Annotated in this window: 18 protein-coding genes; 9 read left to right on the forward strand and 9 right to left on the reverse strand. The window is 64.4% G+C overall.

Annotated features, from left to right (window positions below; all coding sequences use genetic code 11):
• Positions 1 to 206 precede the first annotated feature (206 nt).
• The 6 genes from BJ6T_RS08260 to BJ6T_RS08285 all read left to right on the forward strand — a co-directional run bounded on the left by BJ6T_RS08260 (position 207) and on the right by BJ6T_RS08285 (position 5,970).
• Positions 207 to 1,592, forward strand: a complete 1,386-nt coding sequence (locus BJ6T_RS08260; protein WP_014491853.1) for a M20 family metallopeptidase — start codon at positions 207 to 209, stop codon at positions 1,590 to 1,592.
• Between the two features lie 99 nt (positions 1,593 to 1,691).
• Positions 1,692 to 2,603: an amino acid ABC transporter substrate-binding protein gene (locus tag BJ6T_RS08265; RefSeq protein ID WP_014491854.1), complete on the forward strand. Its 912-nt coding sequence runs from the start codon at positions 1,692 to 1,694 to the stop codon at positions 2,601 to 2,603.
• A gap of 127 nt (positions 2,604 to 2,730) precedes the next feature.
• Entirely contained in the window at positions 2,731 to 3,462 is a 732-nt protein-coding gene (locus tag BJ6T_RS08270; protein ID WP_014491855.1) for an amino acid ABC transporter permease, read from the forward strand.
• 4 nt (positions 3,463 to 3,466) lie between these two features.
• Positions 3,467 to 4,159, forward strand: a complete 693-nt coding sequence (locus BJ6T_RS08275) for an amino acid ABC transporter permease (RefSeq protein WP_014491856.1) — start codon at positions 3,467 to 3,469, stop codon at positions 4,157 to 4,159.
• Positions 4,160 to 4,171: 12 nt separating this feature from the next.
• Positions 4,172 to 4,903: an amino acid ABC transporter ATP-binding protein gene (locus BJ6T_RS08280; protein ID WP_014491857.1), complete on the forward strand. Its 732-nt coding sequence runs from the start codon at positions 4,172 to 4,174 to the stop codon at positions 4,901 to 4,903.
• Between the two features lie 206 nt (positions 4,904 to 5,109).
• A complete protein-coding gene (locus BJ6T_RS08285) occupies positions 5,110 to 5,970 on the forward strand; it encodes a D-amino-acid transaminase (protein WP_014491858.1) in 861 nt (286 codons plus the stop codon).
• A 140-nt stretch (positions 5,971 to 6,110) separates the two neighbouring features.
• Here the strand turns inward: BJ6T_RS08285 and BJ6T_RS08290 are convergent, their stop codons facing one another.
• The 3 genes from BJ6T_RS08290 to BJ6T_RS08300 are packed head-to-tail and all read right to left on the reverse strand — an operon-like array spanning position 6,111 to position 9,484.
• Positions 6,111 to 6,572 carry a carboxymuconolactone decarboxylase family protein gene (locus tag BJ6T_RS08290; protein ID WP_007615070.1) on the reverse strand — a complete coding sequence of 154 codons (462 nt, stop codon included), beginning with the start codon at positions 6,570 to 6,572 and terminating at the stop codon, positions 6,111 to 6,113.
• Between the two features lie 28 nt (positions 6,573 to 6,600).
• Positions 6,601 to 8,217: an MDR family MFS transporter gene (locus BJ6T_RS08295; protein WP_014491859.1), complete on the reverse strand. Its 1,617-nt coding sequence runs from the start codon at positions 8,215 to 8,217 to the stop codon at positions 6,601 to 6,603.
• Positions 8,218 to 8,251: 34 nt separating this feature from the next.
• Positions 8,252 to 9,484: an HlyD family secretion protein gene (locus BJ6T_RS08300; RefSeq protein ID WP_014491860.1), complete on the reverse strand. Its 1,233-nt coding sequence runs from the start codon at positions 9,482 to 9,484 to the stop codon at positions 8,252 to 8,254.
• A 142-nt stretch (positions 9,485 to 9,626) separates the two neighbouring features.
• Here BJ6T_RS08300 and BJ6T_RS08305 point away from each other — a divergent pair, with 142 nt between their 5' ends.
• Positions 9,627 to 10,535: a LysR family transcriptional regulator gene (locus BJ6T_RS08305; RefSeq protein WP_014491861.1), complete on the forward strand. Its 909-nt coding sequence runs from the start codon at positions 9,627 to 9,629 to the stop codon at positions 10,533 to 10,535.
• Between the two features lie 115 nt (positions 10,536 to 10,650).
• Here the strand turns inward: BJ6T_RS08305 and iaaH are convergent, their stop codons facing one another.
• Together iaaH and BJ6T_RS08315 are read right to left on the reverse strand one after the other, a co-directional pair.
• Positions 10,651 to 12,069: an indoleacetamide hydrolase gene (gene iaaH, locus BJ6T_RS08310; protein WP_014491862.1), complete on the reverse strand. Its 1,419-nt coding sequence runs from the start codon at positions 12,067 to 12,069 to the stop codon at positions 10,651 to 10,653.
• A 75-nt stretch (positions 12,070 to 12,144) separates the two neighbouring features.
• Positions 12,145 to 15,594 carry an indolepyruvate ferredoxin oxidoreductase family protein gene (locus BJ6T_RS08315; protein ID WP_014491863.1) on the reverse strand — a complete coding sequence of 1,150 codons (3,450 nt, stop codon included), beginning with the start codon at positions 15,592 to 15,594 and terminating at the stop codon, positions 12,145 to 12,147.
• Between the two features lie 152 nt (positions 15,595 to 15,746).
• Here BJ6T_RS08315 and BJ6T_RS08320 point away from each other — a divergent pair, with 152 nt between their 5' ends.
• Positions 15,747 to 16,202, forward strand: a complete 456-nt coding sequence (locus tag BJ6T_RS08320; RefSeq protein ID WP_014491864.1) for an Lrp/AsnC family transcriptional regulator — start codon at positions 15,747 to 15,749, stop codon at positions 16,200 to 16,202.
• Positions 16,203 to 16,325: 123 nt separating this feature from the next.
• Here the strand turns inward: BJ6T_RS08320 and BJ6T_RS08325 are convergent, their stop codons facing one another.
• The 3 genes from BJ6T_RS08325 to BJ6T_RS08335 are packed head-to-tail and all read right to left on the reverse strand — an operon-like array spanning position 16,326 to position 19,565.
• A complete protein-coding gene (locus BJ6T_RS08325) occupies positions 16,326 to 17,111 on the reverse strand; it encodes a fumarylacetoacetate hydrolase family protein (RefSeq protein WP_014491865.1) in 786 nt (261 codons plus the stop codon).
• A gap of 14 nt (positions 17,112 to 17,125) precedes the next feature.
• Positions 17,126 to 18,493 carry an LLM class flavin-dependent oxidoreductase gene (locus BJ6T_RS08330; protein ID WP_014491866.1) on the reverse strand — a complete coding sequence of 456 codons (1,368 nt, stop codon included), beginning with the start codon at positions 18,491 to 18,493 and terminating at the stop codon, positions 17,126 to 17,128.
• 19 nt (positions 18,494 to 18,512) lie between these two features.
• Positions 18,513 to 19,565: an Ldh family oxidoreductase gene (locus tag BJ6T_RS08335; protein ID WP_014491867.1), complete on the reverse strand. Its 1,053-nt coding sequence runs from the start codon at positions 19,563 to 19,565 to the stop codon at positions 18,513 to 18,515.
• A gap of 295 nt (positions 19,566 to 19,860) precedes the next feature.
• Between BJ6T_RS08335 and BJ6T_RS08340 the strand changes: the two genes are divergently transcribed.
• Entirely contained in the window at positions 19,861 to 23,976 is a 4,116-nt protein-coding gene (locus tag BJ6T_RS08340; protein WP_014491868.1) for a bifunctional diguanylate cyclase/phosphodiesterase, read from the forward strand.
• Here BJ6T_RS08340 and BJ6T_RS08345 read toward each other — a convergent pair.
• Positions 23,950 to 24,291: a hypothetical protein gene (locus BJ6T_RS08345; protein ID WP_014491869.1), complete on the reverse strand. Its 342-nt coding sequence runs from the start codon at positions 24,289 to 24,291 to the stop codon at positions 23,950 to 23,952. The two genes, BJ6T_RS08340 and BJ6T_RS08345, sit on opposite strands and share 27 nt — an antisense overlap.
• Positions 24,292 to 24,450: the final 159 nt, after the last annotated feature.

Genomic DNA, 24,450 nt, shown 5'->3' on the forward strand with positions numbered 1-24,450 from the left:
ATTGGCCCTTGGCAAGGGGCAAGAATAGAAAGGCTTGCGCTTGGCAAGGCCAAAATCAGCGGCGCTCCCGCTCTTGGCAAGCCAATCTCAAGAGAGCAAGAACGAAATCGCAAGAGAACTACAAGAACTGTCCAAGTCCCCGCCACTTTCGAAGGGCTACCTGTCTCGGGTAAGGTCCTTCGTCCCAACGCCCCGAAAAACCAGCCATGACCAGAGCCGACGCCATCGCCCGCGCCCGTGACGATTTCAAATCCGGTGCGTTCCTCACCGAGCTCGACCGCCGCGTGGCCTTCAAGACCGAAAGCCAGAACCCGTCGCGCGGCGCCGAGCTGCGCGGCTATCTGGAACAGGAGATGATGCCCTCCTTTGCCGCGCTCGACTTTACCAGCCGCATCGTCGAATCCCCGAGCGGCAAGGCGCCGTTCCTGTTCGCCGAGCATCACGAGAGCGCGTCAGCGCCGACGGTGCTGATCTACGGCCATGGTGACGTCGTCGACGGCATGGAGGGGGAGTGGCGCGACGGCCGCGATCCCTGGCGCACGACGGTTGCGGGCACGCGGCTCTACGGCCGTGGTACCGCCGACAACAAGGGCCAGCACAGCATCAACATGGCGGCACTCCGCGCGGTGCGCGAAGCCCGCGGCGGCAAGCTCGGCTTCAATGCAAAATTCATCGTCGAAATGGGCGAGGAGATCGGCTCGCCCGATCTCGGCAAGGTCTGCGATCTCAACCGCGATGCGCTCAAGGCCGATCTGTTCATGGCCTCAGACGGACCGCGCCTGTCGGCCGACCGGCCGACCTTGTTCCTGGGCTGCCGTGGCGGCATCCGCATTCATCTCGACGTCAATCTGCGCGATGGCGGCCATCATTCCGGCAATTGGGGCGGCGTGCTCGCCAACCCCGCGACCATTCTCGTCAACGCGATCTCGACGCTGGTCGACGGCCATGGCCGGCTTCAGCTCGACGCGCTGAAGCCGCCGCGGCTCACCAACCAGATCCGCAGCTATCTCGCCGACGTGCAGGTGGTGCCGACCGAGGACGAGCCGGCGCTCGCGGAGAACTGGGGCGAGGAAGGGCTGTCGGCCGCCGAGCGGCTTTATGCCTGGAACACGCTCGAAGTGCTGGCGATGTCGTCTGGCAATATCGAGAAGCCGGCCAACGCCATTCCCGGCCACGCCAATGCCGTGCTGCAACTGCGTTTCGTGGTCGGCACCAAGGTCGACGGCCTGATCGATGCCGTCCGCGCGCATCTGGTGCAAAAGGGCTTTCCGATGGTCGAGGTGCGGGCCGCCCAGAGCTTCGCGGCATCGCGCACCGATTTCGACAGCCCCTGGATCACATGGGCGGCGGATTCGGTGAAGGAGACGACCGGCAAGGCGCCGGCCGTTTTGCCGAATTTCGGCGGCTCGTTGCCCAACGACGTGTTTTCCGAGATCCTGGGCCTGCCGACGATCTGGGTCCCGCACTCCTATCCTGGCTGCTCCCAGCATGCGCCCAATGAGCACATCCTGCTGCCATTGACCGAAGAGGCCTTGACGGTGATGGCCGGGCTGTTCTGGGATCTCGGGGAATTGCCCAAGCCATTAAGCTGAGCCATTAACCTGAGCCGCAATCCAGCCGAAAGTCACATTCTAATCCGGCCTGATTTGTGCTTGCATCCGGCCGCATCATCCTGAAAGGGGAACAAAAAAGTGAGACATTTCCGTAGCATCGGCCTCGCGCTCGCCGCGACCTTCGCCGTCAGCCAGGCCGGGGCCCAGGAGCTGACCGGCACGCTGAAGAACATCAAGGACACCGGCGCCATCACGCTGGGCTTCCGCGATTCCTCGATCCCGTTCTCCTATCTCGACGACAACCAGAAGCCCGTCGGGTTCGCGATGGACATCTGCTACAAGATCGTCGACGCCGTGAAGAAGGAGCTCAAGCTCGACAAGCTCGAGGTCAAGCTCAATCCGGTGACTTCGGCGACCCGTATTCCGCTGATGGCCAACGGCACGATCGACCTCGAATGCGGCTCGACCACCAACAATGCCGAGCGCCAGAAGCAGGTCGCCTTCACCAACACCCACTTCCTGACGGCGAGCCGTTACGTCTTCAAGAAGTCGAGCGGCCTGAAGTCGATCGACGACCTCAAGGGCAAGACGGTGGTCTCGACCGCCGGCACCACCAACATCAAGCAGCTCACCGAGGCCAACGTCGCGAAAGGCCTCGGCGCCAACATCATTCCGGCCAAGGATCACGCTGAATCCTTCCTGATGGTCGAGACCGACCGCGCGGTGGCCTTCGTCATGGACGACATCCTGCTCGCGAGCCTGGTTGCCGGCTCGAAGTCGCCGGACGACTACGTCATCTCCAAGGACGCGTTCTCGAAGCCCGAGCCCTATGGCATCATGCTGCGCAAGGACGACGCCCCCTTCAAGAAGGTGGTCGATGCGGCGACTGCGGCGCTCTACACCTCCGGCGAGGGCCAGAAGATCTACGAGAAGTGGTTCACCCAGAAGATCCCGCCGAAGGGCCTGAACCTCAACACCCCGATCTCGGCCGAGCTGAAGAACGAGTTCGCAAAACCCTCGGACTCGCCGAACCCGGACGACTATAAGTAAGCTGAGTTGTTCGCCTCTCCCCGCTCGCGGGGAGAGGAAGCATATTCCGGCCATTCTGGAGGGAGTGGCCGGACATTTGCATAGGCGCCCGAGACATCTGTGACGGGCGCGTTCGCGCGGGGGACACGTGAACTACCACTGGAACTGGGGAATATTCTTCGAGCCGAACCCGATGGGGACCGGCACCTATCTCGACATGCTGTTGTCGGGGCTGGCGCTGACCCTGAAGACGGCCGTGCTCGCCTGGATCATCGCGCTGATCTTCGGCTCGCTGATCGGCGTCATGCGCACGCTGCCGTCCAAGCGCGCCAATTGGTTCGGCTTCTGCTGGGTCGAGTTCTTCCGCAACATGCCGCTGCTGGTGCAGCTCTTCCTGTGGTTCTTCGTGCTGCCGGAATTGCTGCCGAAGGCGGCCGGCACCTGGCTGAAACAACTGCCGAACGCACCGTTCTGGACGGCCGCGATCGGCATCGGCTTCTTCATGTCGGCGCGCGTCGCCGTGCAATTGCAGGCCGGTATCGGTTCGCTGCCGCGCGGGCAGAAGATGGCGGCGACCGCGCTCGGGCTGACCACCGCGCAGGGCTATCGCTACGTGCTGCTGCCGATGGCGTTCCGCATCATCCTGCCGCCGCTGACCTCCGAGTTCCTCAACACCATCAAGAACACGGCGGTGGCCATCACCATCGGTTTGCTCGAACTCACCGGCCAGGCGCGCTCGATGCAGGAATTCTCGTTCCAGGTGTTCGAGGCCTTCACCGCCGCGACCCTCCTCTATCTCCTCGTCAACGCCGTCGTGGTGACTGCGATGCGCTTCCTCGAGCGCTGGGTCGCGATCCCCGGCTACATCACGGGGAAATAGCGCCATGCTCAGCAATTTCGATTTCGACGTCATCCGCCGCTCGCTGCCCTATCTGTTCTACGAGGGCATGACGTTTACGTTGACGCTGACGGCGCTCGCCGCGCTTGGCGGCCTGATCTTCGGCACGGCACTCGCGCTGATGCGGCTCTCGGGCTTCAAGATCCTGGGCCGCATCGCCGGCGTCTATGTCGACTTCATGCGCTCGCTGCCGCTGGTGCTGGTCATCTTCTGGTTCTATTTCCTGGTGCCCTATATCGGGCAGTGGCTGACCGGCGCCTCGCGCCCGATCAGTGTCGGCGCGTTCGCATCCTCTCTCATCACTTTCATCATGTTCGAGGCCGCGTACTTCTCCGAGATCATGCGCGCCGGCATCCAGTCGATCTCGCGCGGACAGCCGGCCGCGGCCAGCGCGCTTGGGCTCAATTATGCGCAGACGATGCGCTACGTCGTGCTGCCGCAGGCGTTCCGCAACATGCTGCCGGTCCTGATCACGCAGACCATCGTGCTGTTCCAGGACACCTCGCTGGTCTACGTGCTGTCGATCACTGACTTCCTCGGCGCGGCCAGCAAGGTCGCACAGCGCGACGGGCGGCTGGTCGAAATGTACCTGTTCGCGGCCGTCGTCTACTTCACCATTTCCTGCATCGCGTCCTTCGGCGTTCGCCGCCTCCAGGCGCGCATCGCCATCATTCGATAGAGCGCATCGGTCATGATCGAAATCAGCCACGTCAACAAATGGTACACCCCGACCTTCCAGGTGCTGACCGACTGCACCACCAGCGTGACCAAGGGCGAGGTCGTCGTCGTCTGCGGTCCCTCGGGCTCGGGCAAGTCGACACTGATCAAATGCGTCAATGCGCTGGAGCCGTTCCAGGAGGGCGACATCAGCGTCGACGGCACCAAGGTCAACGATCCCAAGACCAATCTGCCGAAACTGCGTTCGCGCGTCGGCATGGTGTTCCAGCATTTCGAGCTGTTTCCGCACCTGAAGATCATCGACAATCTCTGCCTCGCGCAGCAGAAGGTGCTGGGACGGTCGTCCGACACGGCTGTGGCAAAGGGTATGCAGCTCCTGGATCGCGTCGGCCTGAAGGAGCAGGCGCAGAAATTTCCGGCGCAGCTCTCCGGCGGCCAGCAGCAGCGCGTCGCGATCGCCCGCGCGCTCGCCATGGACCCGATCGTGATGCTCTTCGACGAGCCGACCTCGGCGCTCGACCCCGAGATGGTGAGCGAGGTGCTCGACGTCATGGTCGATCTCGCCCGCGAAGGCATGACCATGATGGTCGTCACCCACGAGATGGGCTTTGCCCGCAAGGTCGCCAACCGCGTCATCTTCATGGACCGCGGCGAGATCGTCGAGGACGCGGCGAAGGAGGACTTCTTCGGCAAGCCGCGCAGCGACCGCGCGCAGAAGTTCCTGTCGAAGATCTTATCGCATTAACCTCTGCCGTCATTCCGGGACGCGCCTCCTGGCGCGGGCCCGGAATCCATAACCCGGCTGGTGGTTATGGATTCTCTGATGCGCAATTGCGCATCAAAGCTCGTCGCTCCGCGTCGCCCCGGAATGACGGGTTGAGGGTTTCGTGGCCCCAACAAATCCCGTATACGGACAGGCAAATCCCGCTTTCCCTGCCCAGGAGACCCGCCTTGGACTCGATCGCCTACGTCAACGGCTCATTCGTCCCGCTCTCGGACGCCAAGATCTCGGTGCTTGATCGCGGCTTCCTGTTCGCCGACGGCATCTACGAGGTTTCGGCCGTGCTCGACGGCAAGCTGGTCGACAACGCTTCGCACCTGACCCGCCTGGAGCGCTCGGTCGGCGAGATCAAGCTGAAGCTGCCGGAGACAGTCGAGCGCATCACCGAGCTCCAGAAGGAGCTGATCGCGCGCAACAAGGTCGAGAATGGCCTCGTCTATCTCCAGGTCACGCGCGGCGCCGACAAGGGCCGCGACTTCGCCTTTCCCAAGGGCGACGTCAAGTCGAGCCTGGTGATGTTCACCTCCGAGAAGGACATCATCAACGCCGCCTCGGCCAAGACCGGCATCAACGTGATCACGGTGCCCGACATCCGCTGGGAGCGGCGCGACATCAAGAGCGTGGCACTGCTCGCGCAGGTTCTGGCGAAGCAGGCCGCGGCCGAAGCCGGCGCCGGCGAGGCCTGGATGCTGCAAGACGGCTACGTCACCGAGGGCGGTTCGTCCTCGGCGTTCATCCTGACCAAGGACGACGTCATCGTGACCCGCAAGAACTCCAACGCGATCCTGCCGGGCTGCACCCGCAAGGCCGTGGTGGCGCTCGCCGAAGAGCGTCAGCTCCGCGTCGAAGAACGGTCTTTCACCGTGGAAGAGGCGCTGGCGGCGAAGGAGGCGTTCGCCACTTCAGCCTCGCTGTTCGTGCAGCCGGTGATCGCCATCGACGGCAAGAAGGTCGGTGACGGCAAGCCAGGTCCGATGGCAACGCGCCTGCGCGAGATTTACGTGGAGTTCGCGAAGGCGACGGCGGTCTGAGCCGCACGCCCAGCTATCGTAGGGTGGGCAAAGCGAAGCGTGCCCACCATTCCCCCAGCGAAGGCGTCAGAAGACGTGGGCACGGCGCAAGTGCGCCTTTGCCCACCCTACGAGATTTGCCCGAGAGGAAGCGCCGCCCCTCACGCCACCGACGCCTTCACCTTCACCGGATGCACCGCGCGGAACGCGATCGCGATCCGGTTCCAGGCATTGATGGCTCCGATCAGCATCGTCAGGTTCACCGTCTCCGCGTCGGAGAATTGCGCGCGGACCTGCTCGTAGACGTCGTCCGGCGCGTGGGTCTCGGAGATCAGCGTCACCGATTCCGTCCAGGCCAGCGCTGCACGCTCGCGATCGGTATAGAGCGGGGATTCGCGCCAGGCGTTGAGCAGATAGATGCGCTGTTCGGTCTCGCCGCGCTTGCGGGCGTCCTCGGTGTGCATGTTGATGCAGAAGGCGCAGCCGTTGATCTGCGACGCGCGGATCTTGACGAGCTCGATCAGCGATTTCTCGAGTCCCGTCGACTGGATCTGCTCTTCCAGCGCCATCAGCGCCTTCATCGTGTCGGGGGCGGCCTGGTAGAAGTTCATGCGGGGTTTCATGGTTGGTCTCCTTTTGCTGGGTTAAAGGTCAGTGGGCGCCACCGGCCGAAACTTGGCCGGGCTTCTTCAGGAAGAGGGAGGCGATGAGGGCGACGATCAGCGCGACGCCGAGCAGATAGAAGGTGTCGCTGAAGGCGAGGATGTAAGCCTGCTTCTGCACGACATGGCCGATCGCAACATAGGCGCGATGCGCAGCATCGACACGGTCGAGCACGCCGTGGTTGATGAAATACTGCGTGAGCTGCTCCAGCCGCGTACGGGTGGCCTGCTCGAACACCGAGACCGACTGCATCAGCACGTTGGAGTGATATTGCTCGCGCTTGGTCAGCAGCGTCTGAAGCAGCGCGATACCGATGGCTCCGCCGAGGTTGCGCATCATGTTGAATAGGCCCGATGCGGAACCGGCATTCTCCGGCTCGATTCCGGCGGTGGCGACGGCCGAGAGCGGCGCGAACACAAAAGCCTGTCCGACAGCGCGGACGACATTCGGCCAGAACAGCTGATCGGTGGCGTAGTCATTCGTCATGTAGATGTTCATGAAATTGGAGGCAGCGAACAGCGCGAAGCCGATGCCGATAATGATCCGGGCATCGAAGCGCTGCATCAGCCGCGGCACGAGCGGGATCAGCAACAGCTGCGGTAAGCCGGTCCAAGCCAGAACCATGCCGATCTGCTCGGCGTTGTAGCCCTGGATGCGCGACAGATAGACCGGCAAGATGAACACCGAACCGTACAGCGCGATGCCGAGCAGGAAGTTGGCGAGGATGCCGAAGCCGAAATTGCGGCGAACCAGCAGACGCAGGTTCAACAGCGGCTTCTTCGCAGTCAATTCGATCACCAGGAAGGCGGTCAGGGCAATTGCGGCGACAATGGACAGTTTGACGATGAAAGGTGAGCCGAACCAGTCGTCCTTGTTGCCTTCTTCCAGAACGGTCTGCAGCGCGGAGAGGCCGATCGCCATGGTGATGATGCCCGGCCAGTCGCCGGCGCGCAGCAGTGACAACTGCATCGGCTTGGCTTCCAGCGAGAGCCACAGCATCGCTATCATCAGCGTGCCGGGCACCAGGTTGACATAGAAGATATACTGCCAGCCCCAGTTCTCGGTGAGATAACCGCCAATGGTCGGGCCGATCGCGGGCGCGAATGTTGCAGAGATTGCAAAAAGCGCGAGTCCGATCGGTTGCTTCGTCTTCGGCAGCAACGTGATGATCAGGGTGAACGCCATCGGGATCAGCACGCCGCCGGAGAATCCCTGCACCGCGCGCAGCATGATCATCTGCGGAAGGTCCTGCGCCAGCGCGCAGGCCGCGGAGAACACCAGAAACAAGGTCGCGTTGGTGAGCAGATAGATGCGGATCGAGAACACCTGCGCAAGCCAGCCGGAGAGCGGGATCACCACGATCTCGGCGATCAGATAGGAGGTCGAGATCCAGCCGCCATCGTCGATGCCGGCGCCGATCGCGCCCTGGATGTCGGCGAGTGATGCGTTGACGATCTGGATGTTCAGCACCGCCATGAAGGCGCCGAGGGTGGCGCCGATCACCGCGATCCAGGTTTTTGCGGAAACCGCCGGCGTGGCGGGCGCAGCAGGGGCGGGAATGCTGGCAGCGGAGGCGGCGTCGGCGGTCGGTTGGAGCGTGCTCATGGAAGCCTCGTCTCGGTCACGGAGACAGGATGCATTAGGCGGTTGGTTTCGATAATCGAGGAAGCGTGGGAAGGATCGTCCGGCAGGACTTGATAATCCTGCCGGCCTTCCCGGCTTCAGCCGCCGTTCGGGCGGGGGCGTTGTTGGCGAGGCGCCCAGCCGTCTCGCGCTCGGCCAGCACAGTCGCCTTGGTGTCGATGGTCGGCACCGCCGACATGCCGGGCCTGAGCAGGCCGGTCAGGCTGTGGTCGTCGAGCACGATCTTCACCGGCACGCGTTGCACGATCTTGGTGAAATTTCCGGTGGCGTTGTCGGGCGGCAGCAGCGCGAATTCAAGTCCGCTGGCTGGCGAAAGGCTGTCGACGTGACCGCGAAGCGTGCGATTGCGAAAACTGTCGACCTGCAGCTCGACCGGCTGGCCCGCACGCACATGCGTGAGCTGCGTCTCCTTGAAGTTGGCGACGACATAAACCGCATCGAGCGGCACCACCGCCATCAATTGCGTGCCGGCCTGCACATACTGGCCGACGCGTAACGAGCGTGCGCCGACCGTGCCGTCCACCGGCGCGGTGATCTCGGTATAGGACAGGTTCAGCTCTGCCTGCTGTGCGACCGCGCGGGTGCGGTCGAGCTGTGCAGTTGCTTGGGCGCGCTGGGTGGTGAGCACGTCGACCTTCCGCTGCGTGGCCACCAGGCCTGACTTGGCGTGCTGCAATTGCGCGTTGCTGGCGCGGAGCGCCGCATCGGTCTGCTGCGCACGCTGGATCGTGCCGGAGCCCGACTTCATCAGGTCGTCGTAGCGGGCGCGTTCCTCCTGCGCGAATTTCAGATTGGCGTCGGCCGCGGCCACGTCGGCCGTGCTCTGCTCGATGATGGGCTGCTGCAGTTCGAGCTGGGCGTCGATGTTGCGCACCGAGGCTTCACCGGCGGCGACATCGGCGCGGGCCTGGTCGAGCGCGGCCCTGAAATCGCGGTCGTCTATCTTCGCGAGAAGCTGGCCGGCCCGGACCTTCTCGTTGTCGCCCACCAGCACCTTCGCGATGTAGCCGGAAACCTTGGGGGCGACGATGGTGGAATCCGCCTTCACATAGGCGTCGTCGGTGGATTCGAGGTAACGGCCGGTGCTCAGGTAGTCGTAGCCGAAGTCGCCGGCCGCGGCGATTCCGAGGGCTAGCGCCAAGCCGATGGCCGCCCGCTTGACCGCCTGCCGGGACGGGCGAAAGCTGATTTTCTGATTGGTTTCAGTGACATAAGAAGCGTTCGACATGGCATCCTCGGAATTCCCAACCGCCCCCGGTCCGAACGGTGCGCCGTTGATGCCGGCAAGATGCGCTGTCTTCCCGCTTGTGATAATCCCGGAAGAAATGGAAGCATTATCCAGCCATAGCGGATAATCCGGAGCCAGACCTATGGACCGCTTCACCAGTCTCACCGCCTTCGTCCGGGTGGTCGAAAATGGCGGCTTCTCCGCCGCCGCCCGCCGGCTCAACATGTCCACGACCATGGTGAGCAACCATGTCCAGGCGCTGGAGGACCGGCTCGGGGTTCGGCTCCTGAACCGCACCACGCGAAAAGTGAGCCTTACCGAAATCGGCAGGGCCTATTACGACCGCTCGATGCAGATCCTCGCCGATCTCGAACAGGCCGATGACATCGCGGGCGCGCTGCAATCGACGCCGCGCGGCACGCTGCGCATTCACACCGCCACGCATATGGTTCCGTTCGTGGCTCCAGTGATGGCTGAATTCCTCGCGACCTATCCGGAGGTGAAGGTCGATCTGCGCATGGGCGAGACCAATGTCGATCTGATCGAGGAGGGCTTCGACCTTGCGCTGCGCATGATCGCGCCGCCGGACTCCAGCCTGATCGTGCGGAGCCTGGCGACCTGGCGGCACGTGCTGTGCTGCTCGCACGGCTATATCGAGGCGCATGGACGCGTGCAGACGCTCGAAGAGCTTGCCGGGCACAATTGCGTGCGCCACATCAACTATCCCTTCGACGAGTGGCGCTTCTTCGATCGCAAGGGTACGCCGGCCTCGGTGCGCGTCTCCGGCAACCTGATCACCAACAGCGGCGAAGCCCTGCGCGAGGCCGCGTTGCAGGGCGCCGGCATCAGTCTTGCGGCCGGCTTTCTGGTGGGGGATGACCTCGATGCGGGCCGGCTGGTGCGCCTCCTGCCGGAGTACCGGCCGGTCGAGATGTCGATGAACGCGGTCTATCCGCATCGGCATCATCTGTCGGCGAAGGTCAGGACCTTCATCGACATGCTCGTGCATCACAGCGCCGAGCAGCAGAAGCTGATCAATCCGTATGCGTGAGTGGCGCGGCGGCAGAGCCGTAGGGTGGCAAAGGCGCGTTAGCGCCGTGCCCACCATCTCTCCATGATTCGAAAAGAGGTGGGCACGCTTCCGCTTTGCCCACCCTACGATGCCGTCAACGCGGCGGCGGCAATCGCCCGAACACGCTCTCAAGCGCCACGCCGATCGCAAGCAGGCGGCGATCGCTTCCCGCAGGGCCGTCCAGTTCAAGCCCGACAGGCAATTTGCTCGTCGCACCAAGCGCGATCGGGATCTGGACGCCGGGAATGCCGGCATTGCTGCCGGGGTCGGTGTTCTGGATGAACAGGCCGAAATTCTCGAGGCTGCTGGACTCTGGATTGGAAGCAATCGCGACGCGCGGCGTGGTCGGGAAGGCGATGGCGTCGAGCCGGTTGTTGGCAAAGGTCTTGGCGTAGAGCGCCTGAAGCGCGGGCCGCGCGGTCTTGATCGCGGCGTCATAGATCGGCTTGGCGTCAACCAAGGTGCCATCAGGGGTGGGCAGTTTGCGCGGGATCACCAGGCCGTCATAGGTGCCCTTCACGTCGGCGCTGGAGATCTCCTCCGCCAGTGCCTCGATGGTGAGGCCGGTGCCGGTGTGCTTGAGATAGGCGACCAGATCGAAATAGGCCTCGTACAGGGCGACAGGAAAGCTGACCTGGCCGTTGAACTCGGCCAGTTGCGGCATCTCGATCTCGACTACGACGATGCCCCCGGCTTTCATCTGTGTGACCGCCGCCTCGAAGGCGGCCTCGGTATCGGCATCGAGATTGGTCAGCATCGCCTTCGCGATGCCGATCCGCACCTGCTTCAAATCAGCCGGCGCAATCGTGTCGCCGCCTGCGATCACGCGATCGAGCAGCGCGACATCCGTCATCGTCGCGGCCATGGGCCCCGCGGTGTCGCGGGTGTGCGAGATCGGCGCAATACCCTCTTGCGGATAGCGTCCGACCGTGGGGCGCAACGCGGCGCATCCGTTCAGCGCCGCGGGCACCCGGACCGATCCGCCGGTGTCGGTGCCGAGCCCGCCCGCGACGATCCGCGCGCCGAGCGCGGCGCCCGTGCCGGACGAGGAGCCGCCGGCAATCAGCGTGCGGTCATAAGCGTTGCGCACGCCGAACTCCGCGCCGGTCTTGAACGCGGTGTTGTAGCCGGAGATGCCGAAGGCGAGCTCGTGCATACTGGTCTTGCCGATGATGACGGCGCCTGCAGCCCGCAGCTTCGCGACTACGGGCGCGTCGGTCTTCGGAACGTAGTCCTTCAGTGCCGGTGTGCCGGCGCTACAGGGCAGTCCCGCAACCTCGATATTGTCCTTGATCACGATGGGCACGCCGCCGAGCGGCTTTGTCCTGTCGCCCGTCGCGTCGAACGCAGCCGCGGCCTTCAGGGCACCGGCCTCGTCCAGCGTGACGAAGGCATTGAGCTCCGCACGGGCTTTGGCGCGGCTTAGTGCCTCTGTCGTGAGTGCGATGCTCGTGACTTTCCCGGCGCGCAGGTCGGCGACGGCCTGACTCAGGGTCAATTGGTCGAAATCCATGATGCGTCATCCGATTGCAGGGGCGCCAACAGGGGCCACCTAAAGCCCGGAGGCTGAGGCCTCACTGGTGCCGCGTCAACCGTGGACGTGCATCTTTTGCGTTACCGATGTCGCCAAATTCGTGAGCAACCTCTCGACCTCGGGCTTCACCTTGGCGATCGCGGTGTCCTTCACGGGTCCGTAGCCGCGGATCTCCATCGGCGCCTTTGCGACGGCAACGAGGTCGGGCAGATGTGCAGCCTCGAGCTGGCCGAGCATGCGTTCGATCAGGCCTTCATACCAGGCGATCAATTCCCGTTCTGTGCGCCGCTCATTCGTGTAGCCGAACGGATCGAACGGCGTTCCGCGCAATCCCTTCAGCCGCGCCAGCATGGCGAGCGGCATCTGGATCCACTGGCCGAAAGCGCGCTTGCGCGGACGGCCGCGTGCGTCAGCTTTTGACGGCAGGAACGGCGGCGCGAGATGATATTGGATGCGAAAACCATCCTCGAACTCGCGCTTCAGCTCGCCGAGGAAACCGCTCTGCATGTGCAGACGCGCCACCTCGTATTCGTCCTTGTAGGCCATCAGCTTGAACAGGGCGCGCGCGACCGCCTCGGTCAGCGCCTCGCTGTTCAGGTTGGCTTCGGCGCGGCGGACCCTCGCGATGGTCGTCCGGTAACGCGCAGCATAAGCCCTGTCCTGATAGGCGGCGAGGAAATCGGCGCGGCGATCGATGATCTGATCGAGCGTCTCGGCTTCGGGCGCCTCGTCGCCCCCCGGCAAAAACTCCGGATCGGCCGCGGCGATCCGGCCCCAGGCGAAGGCCTGCTTGTTGCGCTCGACCGCGACGCCGTTGAGCTCGATTGCACGCAGCAGCGCCGGCAGCGCGATCGGAATAAGCCCGCGCTGCCAGGCAAAGCCCAGCATGATGATGTTGGCATAGACGGCATCGCCGAGTAGCCGCTCGGCGAGCGCGTTGGCGTTGATGGTGTCGAGATTGTCGTTGCCAGTGACTTGTCGGATCGCGCGCAGTCGGGCAGGCGAGGCGAGATCGGCGTCGCGGAAGCGGACCACGTCGCCGGTCGGCATCTCCGCGGTGTTGACCGCGGCGCGCATGCCGCGCCGATAGGTGCCGGACGCCTTTGCTGAGGAGCTGACAACGAGGTCGCAGCCGATGAGCGCGTCGGCCGCGCCCTGGTCGATGCGGACCTGGTGCAGCGCGTCGGGACTCGCGGCCAGCCGGATATAGCTCAGCACAGGCCCGAACTTCTGCGCAAAGCCCGTGAAATCGAGTACCGAGACGCCGCTTCGTTCCAGATGCGCGGCCATGCCGATCAGCGAGCCGACCGTGATCACGCCGGTGCCGCCGACGCCTGTTACCAGCAGGTCGTAGGGACGGTCGAGCGTGGCGGGAGCAGGCAGGGGAAGCGTAGCCGCGCGGCCGACTACGTCGATCTCGCTCGCACTCTTCTTCCGGCGCGTCGCGCCTTCGACGGTGACAAAGCTCGGGCAGAAGCCGTTGAGACAGGAAAAATCCCTGTTGCAGGACGAGAGGTTGACCTGACGCTTGCGACCGAACGGCGTCTCCTTCGGCTCGACACTGAGGCAGTTGGATTCGACCGAGCAGTCGCCGCAGCCTTCGCAGACGAGATCGTTGATATAGGCAAAGCGCTTTGGGTCGGCCATCTGTCCGCGTTTGCGCCGGCGACGCTTCTCGGTGGCGCAGGTCTGCTGATAGATCAGGACGGAGACGCCGGAAATGTCTCGCAGCTCGCGCTGCACGGAGTCCATCTCCTCGCGCGGATGGATGGTTACGCCGATCGGCAGGTCTGCCGGCAAGAACTGCGCGGGATCGTCCGACACCAGCGCGATGCGTCCCACGCCCTCGGCGCGAACGCTGTGGGCGATGGCATGCACGCTGACGGGACCGTCGACCGGCTGGCCGCCGGTCATCGCCACGGCATCGTTGAACAGGATCTTGTAGGTGATGTTGGCCCCGGCGGCGATCGCCTGCCGGATCGCCATCGAGCCGGAGTGGTAGTAGGTGCCTTCGCCGAGATTCTGGAACACATGCTTGTGGCCGGTGAAGCGTGACGACGCCGCCCAGTTGACGCCTTCGCCGCCCATCTGGATCAGCGAGGAGGTCTCGCGGTCCATCCAGCTCGCCATGAAATGGCAGCCGATGCCGGCCAGTGCCTTGGAGCCTTCCGGCACCTTCGTCGACGTGTTGTGCGGACATCCGGAGCAGAAATACGGCGTGCGCGTCGCACCGCTGACGTTGATCGTGCGCGCGGCCTCGGGCATCAAGCCGGCCGCGCGTGCGGCGAGATTGAGGCCTGGGAACATCGGATCGAGCCGGCGCGCGAGCACGCCGGCGAGCGCACGCGGCGACAATTCGCCGATCCAGGAGATCAGCCGCGCCCCTCGCTCGTCGTGCTTGCCGACCATGCGCTCGGGCTTTGAGCCTGGATAGTCGTAAAAATATTCCTTGAACTGGCTCTCGATGATGCCGCGCTTTTCCTCGACCACGAGGATCTCGCGCTTGCCCTTCACGAAGTCCATCGCGTCATGCAGCGCCAGCGGCCAGACCATGCCGACCTTGTAGACGTCGATGCCGATGTCGCGGCAGGCCGCTTCATCGAGGCCCATCAGCCGCAGGGCCTCCATCAGGTCGAGATGCGCCTTGCCCGTCGTGACGATGCCGTAGGTGGCGTTGGGAATATCGTAGATGTGGCGATCGATCGGATTGGCTTTTGCAAAGGCGTAAACCGCGTGCTTCTTCGCCTCCAGCCGCTCCTCGATCTGGGGCCCCGGCAGGTCGGGCCAGCGATAGTGCAGGCCACCCGGTGGCGGCGTGAAATCGGGCGTGTTGAAGACGCGTGGCGGGCGCAGCGCGACGGATGCACCTGACTCCACGATTTCCGAGATCGCCTTGAAGCCGACCCACATGCCGGAGAAGCGGCTCAGCGCGTAGCCATATTCGCCGAATTCGAGATATTCGCCGACGCTTGCGGGGTGCAGCGTCGGCATGAACCAGCTCATGAAGGCGACATCGGATTGATGCGGCATCGAGGAGGAAACGCAGCCATGATCGTCGCCGGCAACGACCAGCACGCCGCCACGCGGCGAGGAGCCGTAGGCGTTGCCGTGCTTGAGGGCGTCACCGGAGCGATCGACGCCTGGGCCCTTGCCGTACCAGAGCCCGAACACGCCATCGACTTCGCGATCTGCCTGCGTCTCGACCTGCTGCGAGCCGAGCACCGCGGTTGCCGCGAGGTCCTCGTTCACCGCGGGGAGGAATTCGATGTGATCCCGCTTCAGCCGCTCCTGGATGCGCCAGAGCTCGAGATCGACGCCGCCGAGCGGCGAGCCGCGATAGCCAGAGATGAAGCCGGCGGTGTTCAGCCCGGCGGCGCGGTCGCGCCGCGCCTGGTCGAGCGCGATACGGACGATGGCCTGCGTGCCCGTGAGGAAGACGCGGCCCTCCTCGCGATCGTAGCGGTCTGAAAGCTCGTAGCTGTCGAGTGATGGAACGGCGTCCATGGCGGACCTCGTGCGGCATCCTGCCTGATGACGGAAGGGTATGCCGGGGAGGCTGGTAGGTCTTGCCTATTCACCCTGTCTTGATCGATAATTCGGTAAAATTTTGCGGAATACGGCAAAATTCGGTAAAAGTTACCGAATCGGGGGCTTCCATGATTGAAGAGCAGGACGCGCGGATTCTCGCCCATCTCCAGACGGACGGCCGCGCCACCAATCAGCAGCTCGCCGACGAGGTCGGCATGTCCACCTCGGCGTGCTGGCGCCGGGTGCGCGCGCTGGAGGAGGCCGGCGTCATCCAGGGTTATGCGGCGCTGATCGCGCGCGAGCAGGCAGGCTTTGCGATGTCGGCCATCCTGCATGTCTCGCTGGAGCGGCACGATGCCAAATTCGTCGACGAGTTCGTCGCGCGGGTGACCACGCGGCGCGAAGTGCTGGAGTGCTTCGCGACCACGGGCGACGCCGATTATCATTTGCGCGTCGTCGTGCAGGACATGGCGGCCTACAACCGCTTTCTCGACGAGTTCATGTTCCGCATCCCCGGCATCCGCTACGTTCGCAGCAACGTGGTGCTGAAGGAGATCAAGACGAGTGTGGCGCTGCCGTTTTGATGGCGCGGGACGTGCCGTGGTGCCGTAGGGTGGGCAAAGGCGCGCTTGCGCCGTGCCCACCGTCTCGCCTCCATTACGAATGCGGTGGGCACGCTTCGCTTTGCCCACCCTACGGCACCTCTACTACCGCTGTTCCCGAACAAACCTGTTCCGCAACGTCCCCACGCCGGTGATGTCGATCTCCACCACGTCGCCATGCCCGATGTCAGGCGAGGCGCCGTCCGTGCCCATCCAGATCACATCGCCTGGCCACAGCGTGAAGTACTTGGTCAGCTCGACCAGGAACGGCACCACGCCGAAGATCATGTCGTTGGTATAGAAGCGGTTGGTCTCCTTGCCGTTGACCCGGACGACGGTTTCCATTTTCGCCGGATTGGCCTCAGTTTCGATCCACGGGCCCATCGGCTTGAACGTGTCGGCGTTCTTCGAGCGCCACAGGCTGCGGTCGGCCTTCTGCCAGCTGCGTTCGCTGACGTCGTTGCCGATGGTGTAGCCGAACACGCAATCCATCGCATTTTGTTTGGTCAGATGCTTCACCTTCTTGCCGATCACGACGACGAGCTCGCCTTCATAGTGGATCTTGTCCGTCGCAAAGGACGGGATCACGACGTCCTCGTCATGCGCGATCAGCGCGTTCTGGGCGCGGTAGCCGATCTCGGGTCTGTCAGGGACGGCAGGCACCTCGCCGCGCTTGTCGGCGGCTTCCTTCAGGTGCTTCAGATAGTTCAAGCCGACGCAATAGAACGTGCGCGGGATCAGCGGCAGCTCGATCCGAACCTGCGCCAGCGGATGCGTGCGCGAGGTGCGCTGCCATTCGCCGAAGGGATCGCCGTCGACCGCGATCACGTGGTCGCCCTCGACGAGCCCCCAGGACGTCTTGTCGGAGGCGGTGAATTTCAGCCAGCGCATGTCGCGTCCTCCGATTATTCCGCGGCATCGCGCGGCTGCACCTTCCAGGCTCCGGCCGCGGGCCGCTTCAGCCCGAGATTTTCGCGGAGTGTCTTGCCCCGATACTCCTTCTGGAACAAGCCGCGCCGTTGTAGCTCCGGCACGACGTGTTGCACGAAGTCCGCATAGGAGCCGGGCACATAGGTCGCGGCGATGACAAAGCCGTCGCAGCCACGCTCGACGAACATCTCTTCCAGCCTGTCCGCGATCTCCTTGGGACCGCCGACCATGGCGTCGTGGACCTGGCCGCGGCCGGAGAAGGTGACGAAGTCGCGTGCGCTCGGATTGCTCTTGCCGGAATTCTTCAGCACGCCGTCGCGGATGCCCAGAATGCCCTGCATGCTCTTCAGCTCGTCCGTCGTCAACGGCTCGTCGAGGTCCTTGGAGGCAAAATCGTAGTTGAGCGCTTCGGCCAGCAGCGACAGCGCGTCGATCTCGAGCGGCAGCTTGTTGATCCGCGCCATCTTGTCCTCGGCCTCGGCCTTGGTCGCGGCGCAGACCGGCGTCGTCAAATTGCAAAGGCGCATCTGATCGGGATCGCGGCCAGCCTTGGCTGCCTCGTTTCGAACAGCGGCATAACCTTCCTTGGCACCGGCGAGATTGCGCGCGGCCGTGAAGATCACCTCGCCCCAATGGCCGGCAAAGCGCTGGCCGCGGCCGGATGCGCCGGCCTGGATGATGACGGGATGGCCCTGATCCGAGCGCGGTACCGTGAAGGGTCCGCGGGACTTGAAGGCCACTCCCTTGTGATCGAGCCGCTTCACCTTGGCCGGATCGGCAAAGCGGCCGCTTGTCTTGTCCATGATGAGCGCGCCGTCTTCCCAGGTGTCCCAATGCCCGAGCACGACCTCCATGAATTCGTCGGCGCGGTCGTAGCGGGAATCATGTTCGGGATGGGAATCGCGCCCCATGTTGAGCGCCTCGCCGTCATTGAGCGAGGTGACAACGTTCCAGCCGGCGCGCCCGCCGGACATCAAATCGAGGGTCGCGAAACGACGGGCGACGTCGAACGGCTCGTAATACGTCGTCGAGCAGGTGGCGCCGAGGCCGAGCTTGTCGGTGACCATGCCCATCGTGGTCAGCACGATCAGCGGATCCATCTTCACGCAGCGGATGCCGTATTCGACGGTGTGGGCATGATCGTTGCCGTAGCGGTCCGGCATCGCCAGCCGATCGTCGAAGAACGCCATGTGGAACTTGCCGGCTTCGAGGATCTTGGCGATCTCCTGATAATAGTCCGCCGACATCGAATCGTCGCGCGAGTCCGGATGCCGCCACGAACTCGGCAAATTCGTGCAGTTCTGCGCCTGGAGGAAGCCGACCAGTACCATCTGCCGCGTCATGCTGTTCTCCCAAATTCCGTCAGGCCAGATCGAGGACCGTGTCGAGCCGGTACTCGCCCGCCAGCGCGCGCAGCTTTTCCCAGGTCGCATCCTCGATCTCGATGCCGTCGCGCAGGCGTTGCTGCTCGCGCAACCCCTCGATTTCGCCGGGATAGTACACGCCCTTGCTGCTTTCGGAGGGCGGCGTCGATTTCAGATAGCGCGCGAATTCGGCGACCTCGCGCTTGAATTCCTTCAGCGGGCGGAACGCGGCGACGTTGAACACCGCCATGAAGCAGCCGTCATTGTGACGGCCGGTCGGTTCGACGCCGAAGCCGAGACCGGTGAGCAGGCCGCACAGCACCTCGACCATGGCGGCGAGGCCGCTGCCCTTGTAGCCTTCGGTGCCGCCGAGCGGCAGCAGCGCGCCGCCTTTGCGATATTGCGTGGGGTCGGTGGTGTGCCGTCCCTCGGCATCGATGATCCACCCCATCGGAATCTCCTCGCCGCGGGCGACCGCGAGCTGGATCTTGCCGGCCGCCACCGCCGAGGTTGCCATGTCCAGATAGAACGGCGCATCGAGATCGGACGGCACCGCGATCGAGATCGGGTTGGTGCCGAGCCGGGCCTCCTTGCCGCCGAACGGTGCGACGTGCTTCGGCGAGCGGCCGGAATCCGCCGTCGCAATCCCGATCATGCCTTCGCGCATCGCCATCAACGGATAGGCGGCGAGGCGGCCGACATGGCTTTGCCGGAACACGGTGCAGGCGGCGACATTCGCCGTCTTCGCTTTTTCGATCGTCAGCGCCATCGCCTTGGCGTTGACGTGGAAGCCGAACCCCCACTGGCCGTCGATCACGGTCGTGGTCGGCGATTCCTGGACGATGGTCCATTTGGCGCCGGGCACGATGTGGCCGGCCTTGATGCGGTCGATGTAGGTCGGAACCGCGATTACGCCGTGGGAGTCGTGGCCGGCGAGGTTGGCGTTGACGCAGCCCGTGGCCACCGCATCGGCCTCTTCCTCGGAAGCTCCGGCGGCGCGGAGCAGCGCGGCGCTGATGAGCGTGAGGCGGTCTGTCTTGACGATGGGCATGGCGTTCCCTCGGCATTGTGCCCTTAACGGGCTGCTTGTTGGGAGCCATCGTCTCAAAGCGTGGGAGCGATATCAATCTCCCGTAAACCAATACAGGGCTGCAAATTCGTAACGAGAGCGCGCCTTTGGCCGGAGAATCCTCCCGTGCGGCGGCATTCCCGACAGTTTGGCGCCGGCCGTTCGCAGCTCGTTCACTTTGATCGCGGGTTTGCAGCGCGCAATAACGACCACTTAGGCCGTCGCCGTTCATAAAGTACCCGGGAGAATTAGGCAGAAATGCCCGGGAGCTGAGACCGTGCAGACGACCCTCGCGCGCACCTTTGCAGCGTTGAGTGCCATCAACGAAGCGATCCTCTACGCGAAATCGCCGGACGAGCTGTACCAGAAGGTCTGCGACGCCGGGTTTTCGAGCGGAGACTTTCTGGCCGTTGCCGTGTTTCTGGTAGAGCCGGATGGCCGGCGGCTGTGCTTTGCGGCCGGTTGCGGCGATGACGTTGCGCGGCTGCGCTCCATCGTGATTACGACGGAAGCCGACACACCCGAAGGGTCGGGTGTTGGCGGCGAAGCCTTTCGCGATCAGAAGCTGAGCATCAGCAACGATTACCTGAATGATCATCGCTCGCTGGCGTGGCGCGAGGGCGCAGCCAAGGCCCACATCGGCGCGGCTGCGGCGCTGCCGTTGCTCTGCAACGGCAAGAGCGTCGGCGTGCTCTTTGTGACCCGCAGCGAGGCCGGCTCGCTGGACGAGCAGATGGTGTCGCTGTTCGAGCGCATGTCGGCCAACATCTCATATGCGCTGGACAATTTCGCGCGCGAGACCGCGCGGCAGACCAGCGAGCGGGCGACGCGACGGCTCAACCGCATGTTTGGCGCGCTCAGCGCGACCAACGAAGCCATCCTGCGCGCGAAGACCGAGTATGAATTGTATCAGCTCGTGTGCGACGCCTCGGTGCACGGCGGCAAGTCGCTGGCGACCTTCGTTCTGCTGAAGGAGCAGGACTCGCATTGGCTGAAGCCGGTCGCCGGTACCGGTGAGAATCTGGAGATCGTGGCCCGGACCCGCTACTCCGTCGATCCCGAGAATCCTTACGGTCGCGGCATCTCCGGCGAGGTGTTTCGCACCCAGAAGCCGTTTGTCGAACGCGATCTCGCGCGTCGCACCAAGGGGACGCCGTGGGAGCAGGCCAATGTCAACACGGGCGTTGCCGCCTGTATCGCGGCTCCCCTGATCCAGCATGGCCGAAGCATCGGCGTCATCTTGTCCTTCCTCAGCCAGTCCTGGGCGAAGGACGAGGAAGTTGTCGCGCTGATGCTGCGCATCGCCGAGAACGTCTGCTTCGCGATCGACAATTTCGACCGTGAGGCCGAGAAGGCGCGGATCGCCGAGGAGGAAGACCGCCTGGCGCGCATGTACGCGGCGCTGAGCGCGACCAACGAGGCGATCCTGCGCGCACGCTCGCGGGCCGAGCTCTTCGACCTCGTTTGCGAAGCGACGGCGAAAGGCGCCAAATTCACCTCGGCCACCATCGCACTCGTCGATCACCATGCCGAGCTGCTCCGCGTCGTCGCCTGTTACGGGCCGAACGCGGAGATGGTCCGCACCTTCAAGTTCTCCACCTCCGACCAGATGCCCGAGGGGCGCGGGCTGACCGGGACTGCCTTCCGGACGCGCCAGCCCTGCCTCAGCAACGACGTGCTGTCCGACGACCGGATCAAGCCTTGGCAGGCCAACGCCCGCCGCAACGGGATCGGATCCTCCGCGGCGCTGCCGCTGTTCAATGGCGACAGGGTCGAAGGCGTCTTCCTCTTCAACTCGCCGGAGCGCGGCACGTTCACGCCCGAATTCGTCGAGCTGCTGCAACGACTCCAGGCCAATGTCGCCTTCGCGCTCGAGAACTTCGATCGCGCCGACGAGAAGGCGAAGGCCGAAATGCAGCGCAACCGTCTTCGGGGCATGTTGGAGGCGCTGAGCGCGACCAACGAAGCGATCATGCGCGTGAAATCCCGCGCCGAGTTGTTCGAAGCCGTGTGCGAGGCCGCCGTGCTCGGCGGCACGTTCACGTCTGCCACCATCGCCTTGGTCGATCCGACGGGGCGCTATCTCGACATCGCCGTCACCAAGGGCGAGTGCCGCAGTCACGTCGAGAACTGGCGGTTCGCGACATCCGCCGATGAGCCCGAGGGACGGGGGCTCGCCGGCACCGCATTTCGCACCAAGGCACCTTGCGTCGCGAACGAGCTCCTCACGGACGTTCGTGCGACGCACTGGCGTCGAATCGCGCGGGATCACGGGACCAAATCCGGCGGCTGCTTTCCGCTGCTGAAGAACGGCACCGATGCCGTCGGCGTCCTTCTGTTCCTTTCGCCGGACGAAGGCACTTTCACGCCTGACCTCATCCAGTTGCTGGGGCGCCTCGCGGAGAACGTCTCCTTTGCGCTCGACAATTTCGCCCGGGCCGAGGAGCGGTCACGGGCCGAGGCGCAGAAGGAGCGCCTGACGCGCATGTTCGCCGCGCTGAGCGCCACCAATGAGGCGATCGTGCGGGCCAAGTCGCGCACCGAGCTGTTCGAGCTGGTGTGTCAGGCCGCGTCCACCGGCGGCAAGTTCACCTCGACGACCATTGCGCTCGCCAAGGCCGACAGCGACCAGCTCGCGATCGTCGCGGCCGCCGGGCCGTCCGCGGAGACCACGAGGAACGTTCGTCTCTCCATCGACGCCGACCGGCCCGAGGGGCGCGGCATGAGCGGCACCGCGTTCCGCACCCGGCAGCCCTGTGTCAGCAACGACTATGTCAACGACAGCCGTGTGAGCGCTTTCCATGCCGTTCTGCAAGGCGACGCCGCGCGCTCCGGCGCGGCGTTCCCGCTGATCACGCACGGCCAGCCCGTCGGCGTCATGATCTACATGTCGACCGAGCAGGAGACCTTCACAGCCGAGTTCGTCGAGCTGTTGCAGCGCCTCGCCGATAACGTCTCCTTCGCGATGGAGAATTTCGATCGCGCCGACGAGAAGAACGAGGCCGACGAGCGGATCGAATACCTCGCCTCGCATGACAGCCTGACCGACTTGCCGAACCGCGAGACCTTCAACGGGCTGTTGCGGGAGGCGATCGACCAAGCTCAGCGCCACGATCACCGTTTCGCGGTGTTGTTCATCGATCTCGACCGCTTCAAGGTCATCAACGATTCGCTCGGCCATGAGGCCGGCGACCTGCTCCTGCTCGAGGTGGGGAGCCGGCTGCGCGGTGCGCTGCGGGAAACCGACGTGGTCGCGCGCCTCGGCGGCGACGAGTTCGTGGTGATCCTCGACCAGTGCGGTGAGATCGACGACGTCCAGCGCATCGCGACCGGGCTGCTCGTGGCGCTCGCCGAGCCCATGGAGCTGGCCGGCCACGAATGCCACACCACGGCCTCGATCGGCATCGCGATGTATCCGGCCAACGGCTCCGACGTTCAGACGCTGACCAAGAACGCCGACATGGCGATGTATCTCGCCAAGGAAGACGGCAAGAACGGCTACCGCTTCTTCTCCAAGGAGGTGAAGACGCAGTCGATCGAGCGGCTGTCGCTCGAGAGCGCGCTGCGCCGGGCGCTGGAGCGCGAGCAGTTCTCGCTGAACTACCAGCCCAAGGTGGACATGGAGACCGGCCAGATCACCGGCGTGGAAGCGCTGCTGCGCTGGACGCACCCGGATCTCGGCAGCATCTCGCCGGCGCAGTTCATTCCGCTTGCGGAAGAGACCGGGTTGATCGTGCCGATCGGCCGCTGGGTGGTGAAAGAGGCCTGCGCGCAGGCCATGGCCTGGCAGCGCCGCGGCCTGTTGCCGGTGTCGATGGCGGTCAACCTGTCGCCGCGGCAGTTTGTCGACGAACATCTGCTGCAGGACGTCGACGAGGCGCTGGCGGCCTCCGGCATGTCGCCGGTGCTGCTCCAGCTCGAGGTCACCGAGAGCATGATGATGCGCAATGTCGGTCGCGCGCTGAAGGTGCTCGACGCCATCCAGAGCCGCGGCATCCGTCTCGCCATCGACGATTTCGGCACCGGCTATTCGTCGATGTCGCTGATGAAGCATTTCCCGATCGATACCATCAAGATCGACCGCTCCTTCGTGCGCGACCTGCCGCAGGATTCGGAGGACCAGGCGATCGCGCAGGCGATCATCAGCATGGGTAAGGCGCTCGGCATGACCGTGGTCGCCGAAGGCGTCGAGAACGCCGAGCAGGAGGCGTTCCTGCGCGCCCATGGCTGCGACGAGATGCAGGGCTTCCTCATCTCCAAGCCGGTGCCGGCGCGGCAGATGGCCGAGCTGCTGCGGCCGATGGAGCTGCCTGTCGCACCTCCGCTCCAGCCGGAGCAGGACCTCGCTGCGACCGAGGCCGCGGCGTTACGGCTGAAACGCGCTGTCATCTGACGGCTGCGGGTGCAGCTCGCGGACGTTGTCTTGCTTGACCTCCGCTTTGCGCGGAAAATCATCCGGCCAGGGCTGCGAGGTTTGCTCGGTGAACAGCTCGAGGAGGGCATGCGCACCTTCGGCAAAGCTTGAGCCGTCGCCGAGGCCCAGCTCGCAACACCACACCTGTCGCATCGGCTCGTGCACGTCGACCACCGCCATCGCCGGTCCCCACCACCAGGCCGGTGCCGGCGAGCGCTCGTCCTCCGGCACGGCGTGCCATAGGACGAGCTCGTCCATCACGCGCTCGAATTGCAGGCTTGCGGCCTGGTGCATTCGCTCCGTGCTCCCTGGGCTGCGCCTGAAAGCAGGCCGATGCCCGGACTCGATCGTGGCCTTCGCTGTGAAGAACAGGCTCGCGCTATTGGCGGAGCCTCACGTGCCGCTTCCATTGGCGGCCATAAGAGCAACATGCGGCGGTCGGGACATACGCCG

Source organism: Bradyrhizobium japonicum USDA 6, assembly GCF_000284375.1.
In the GTDB taxonomy this organism is placed as follows: Bacteria; Pseudomonadota; Alphaproteobacteria; order Rhizobiales; family Xanthobacteraceae; genus Bradyrhizobium; species Bradyrhizobium japonicum.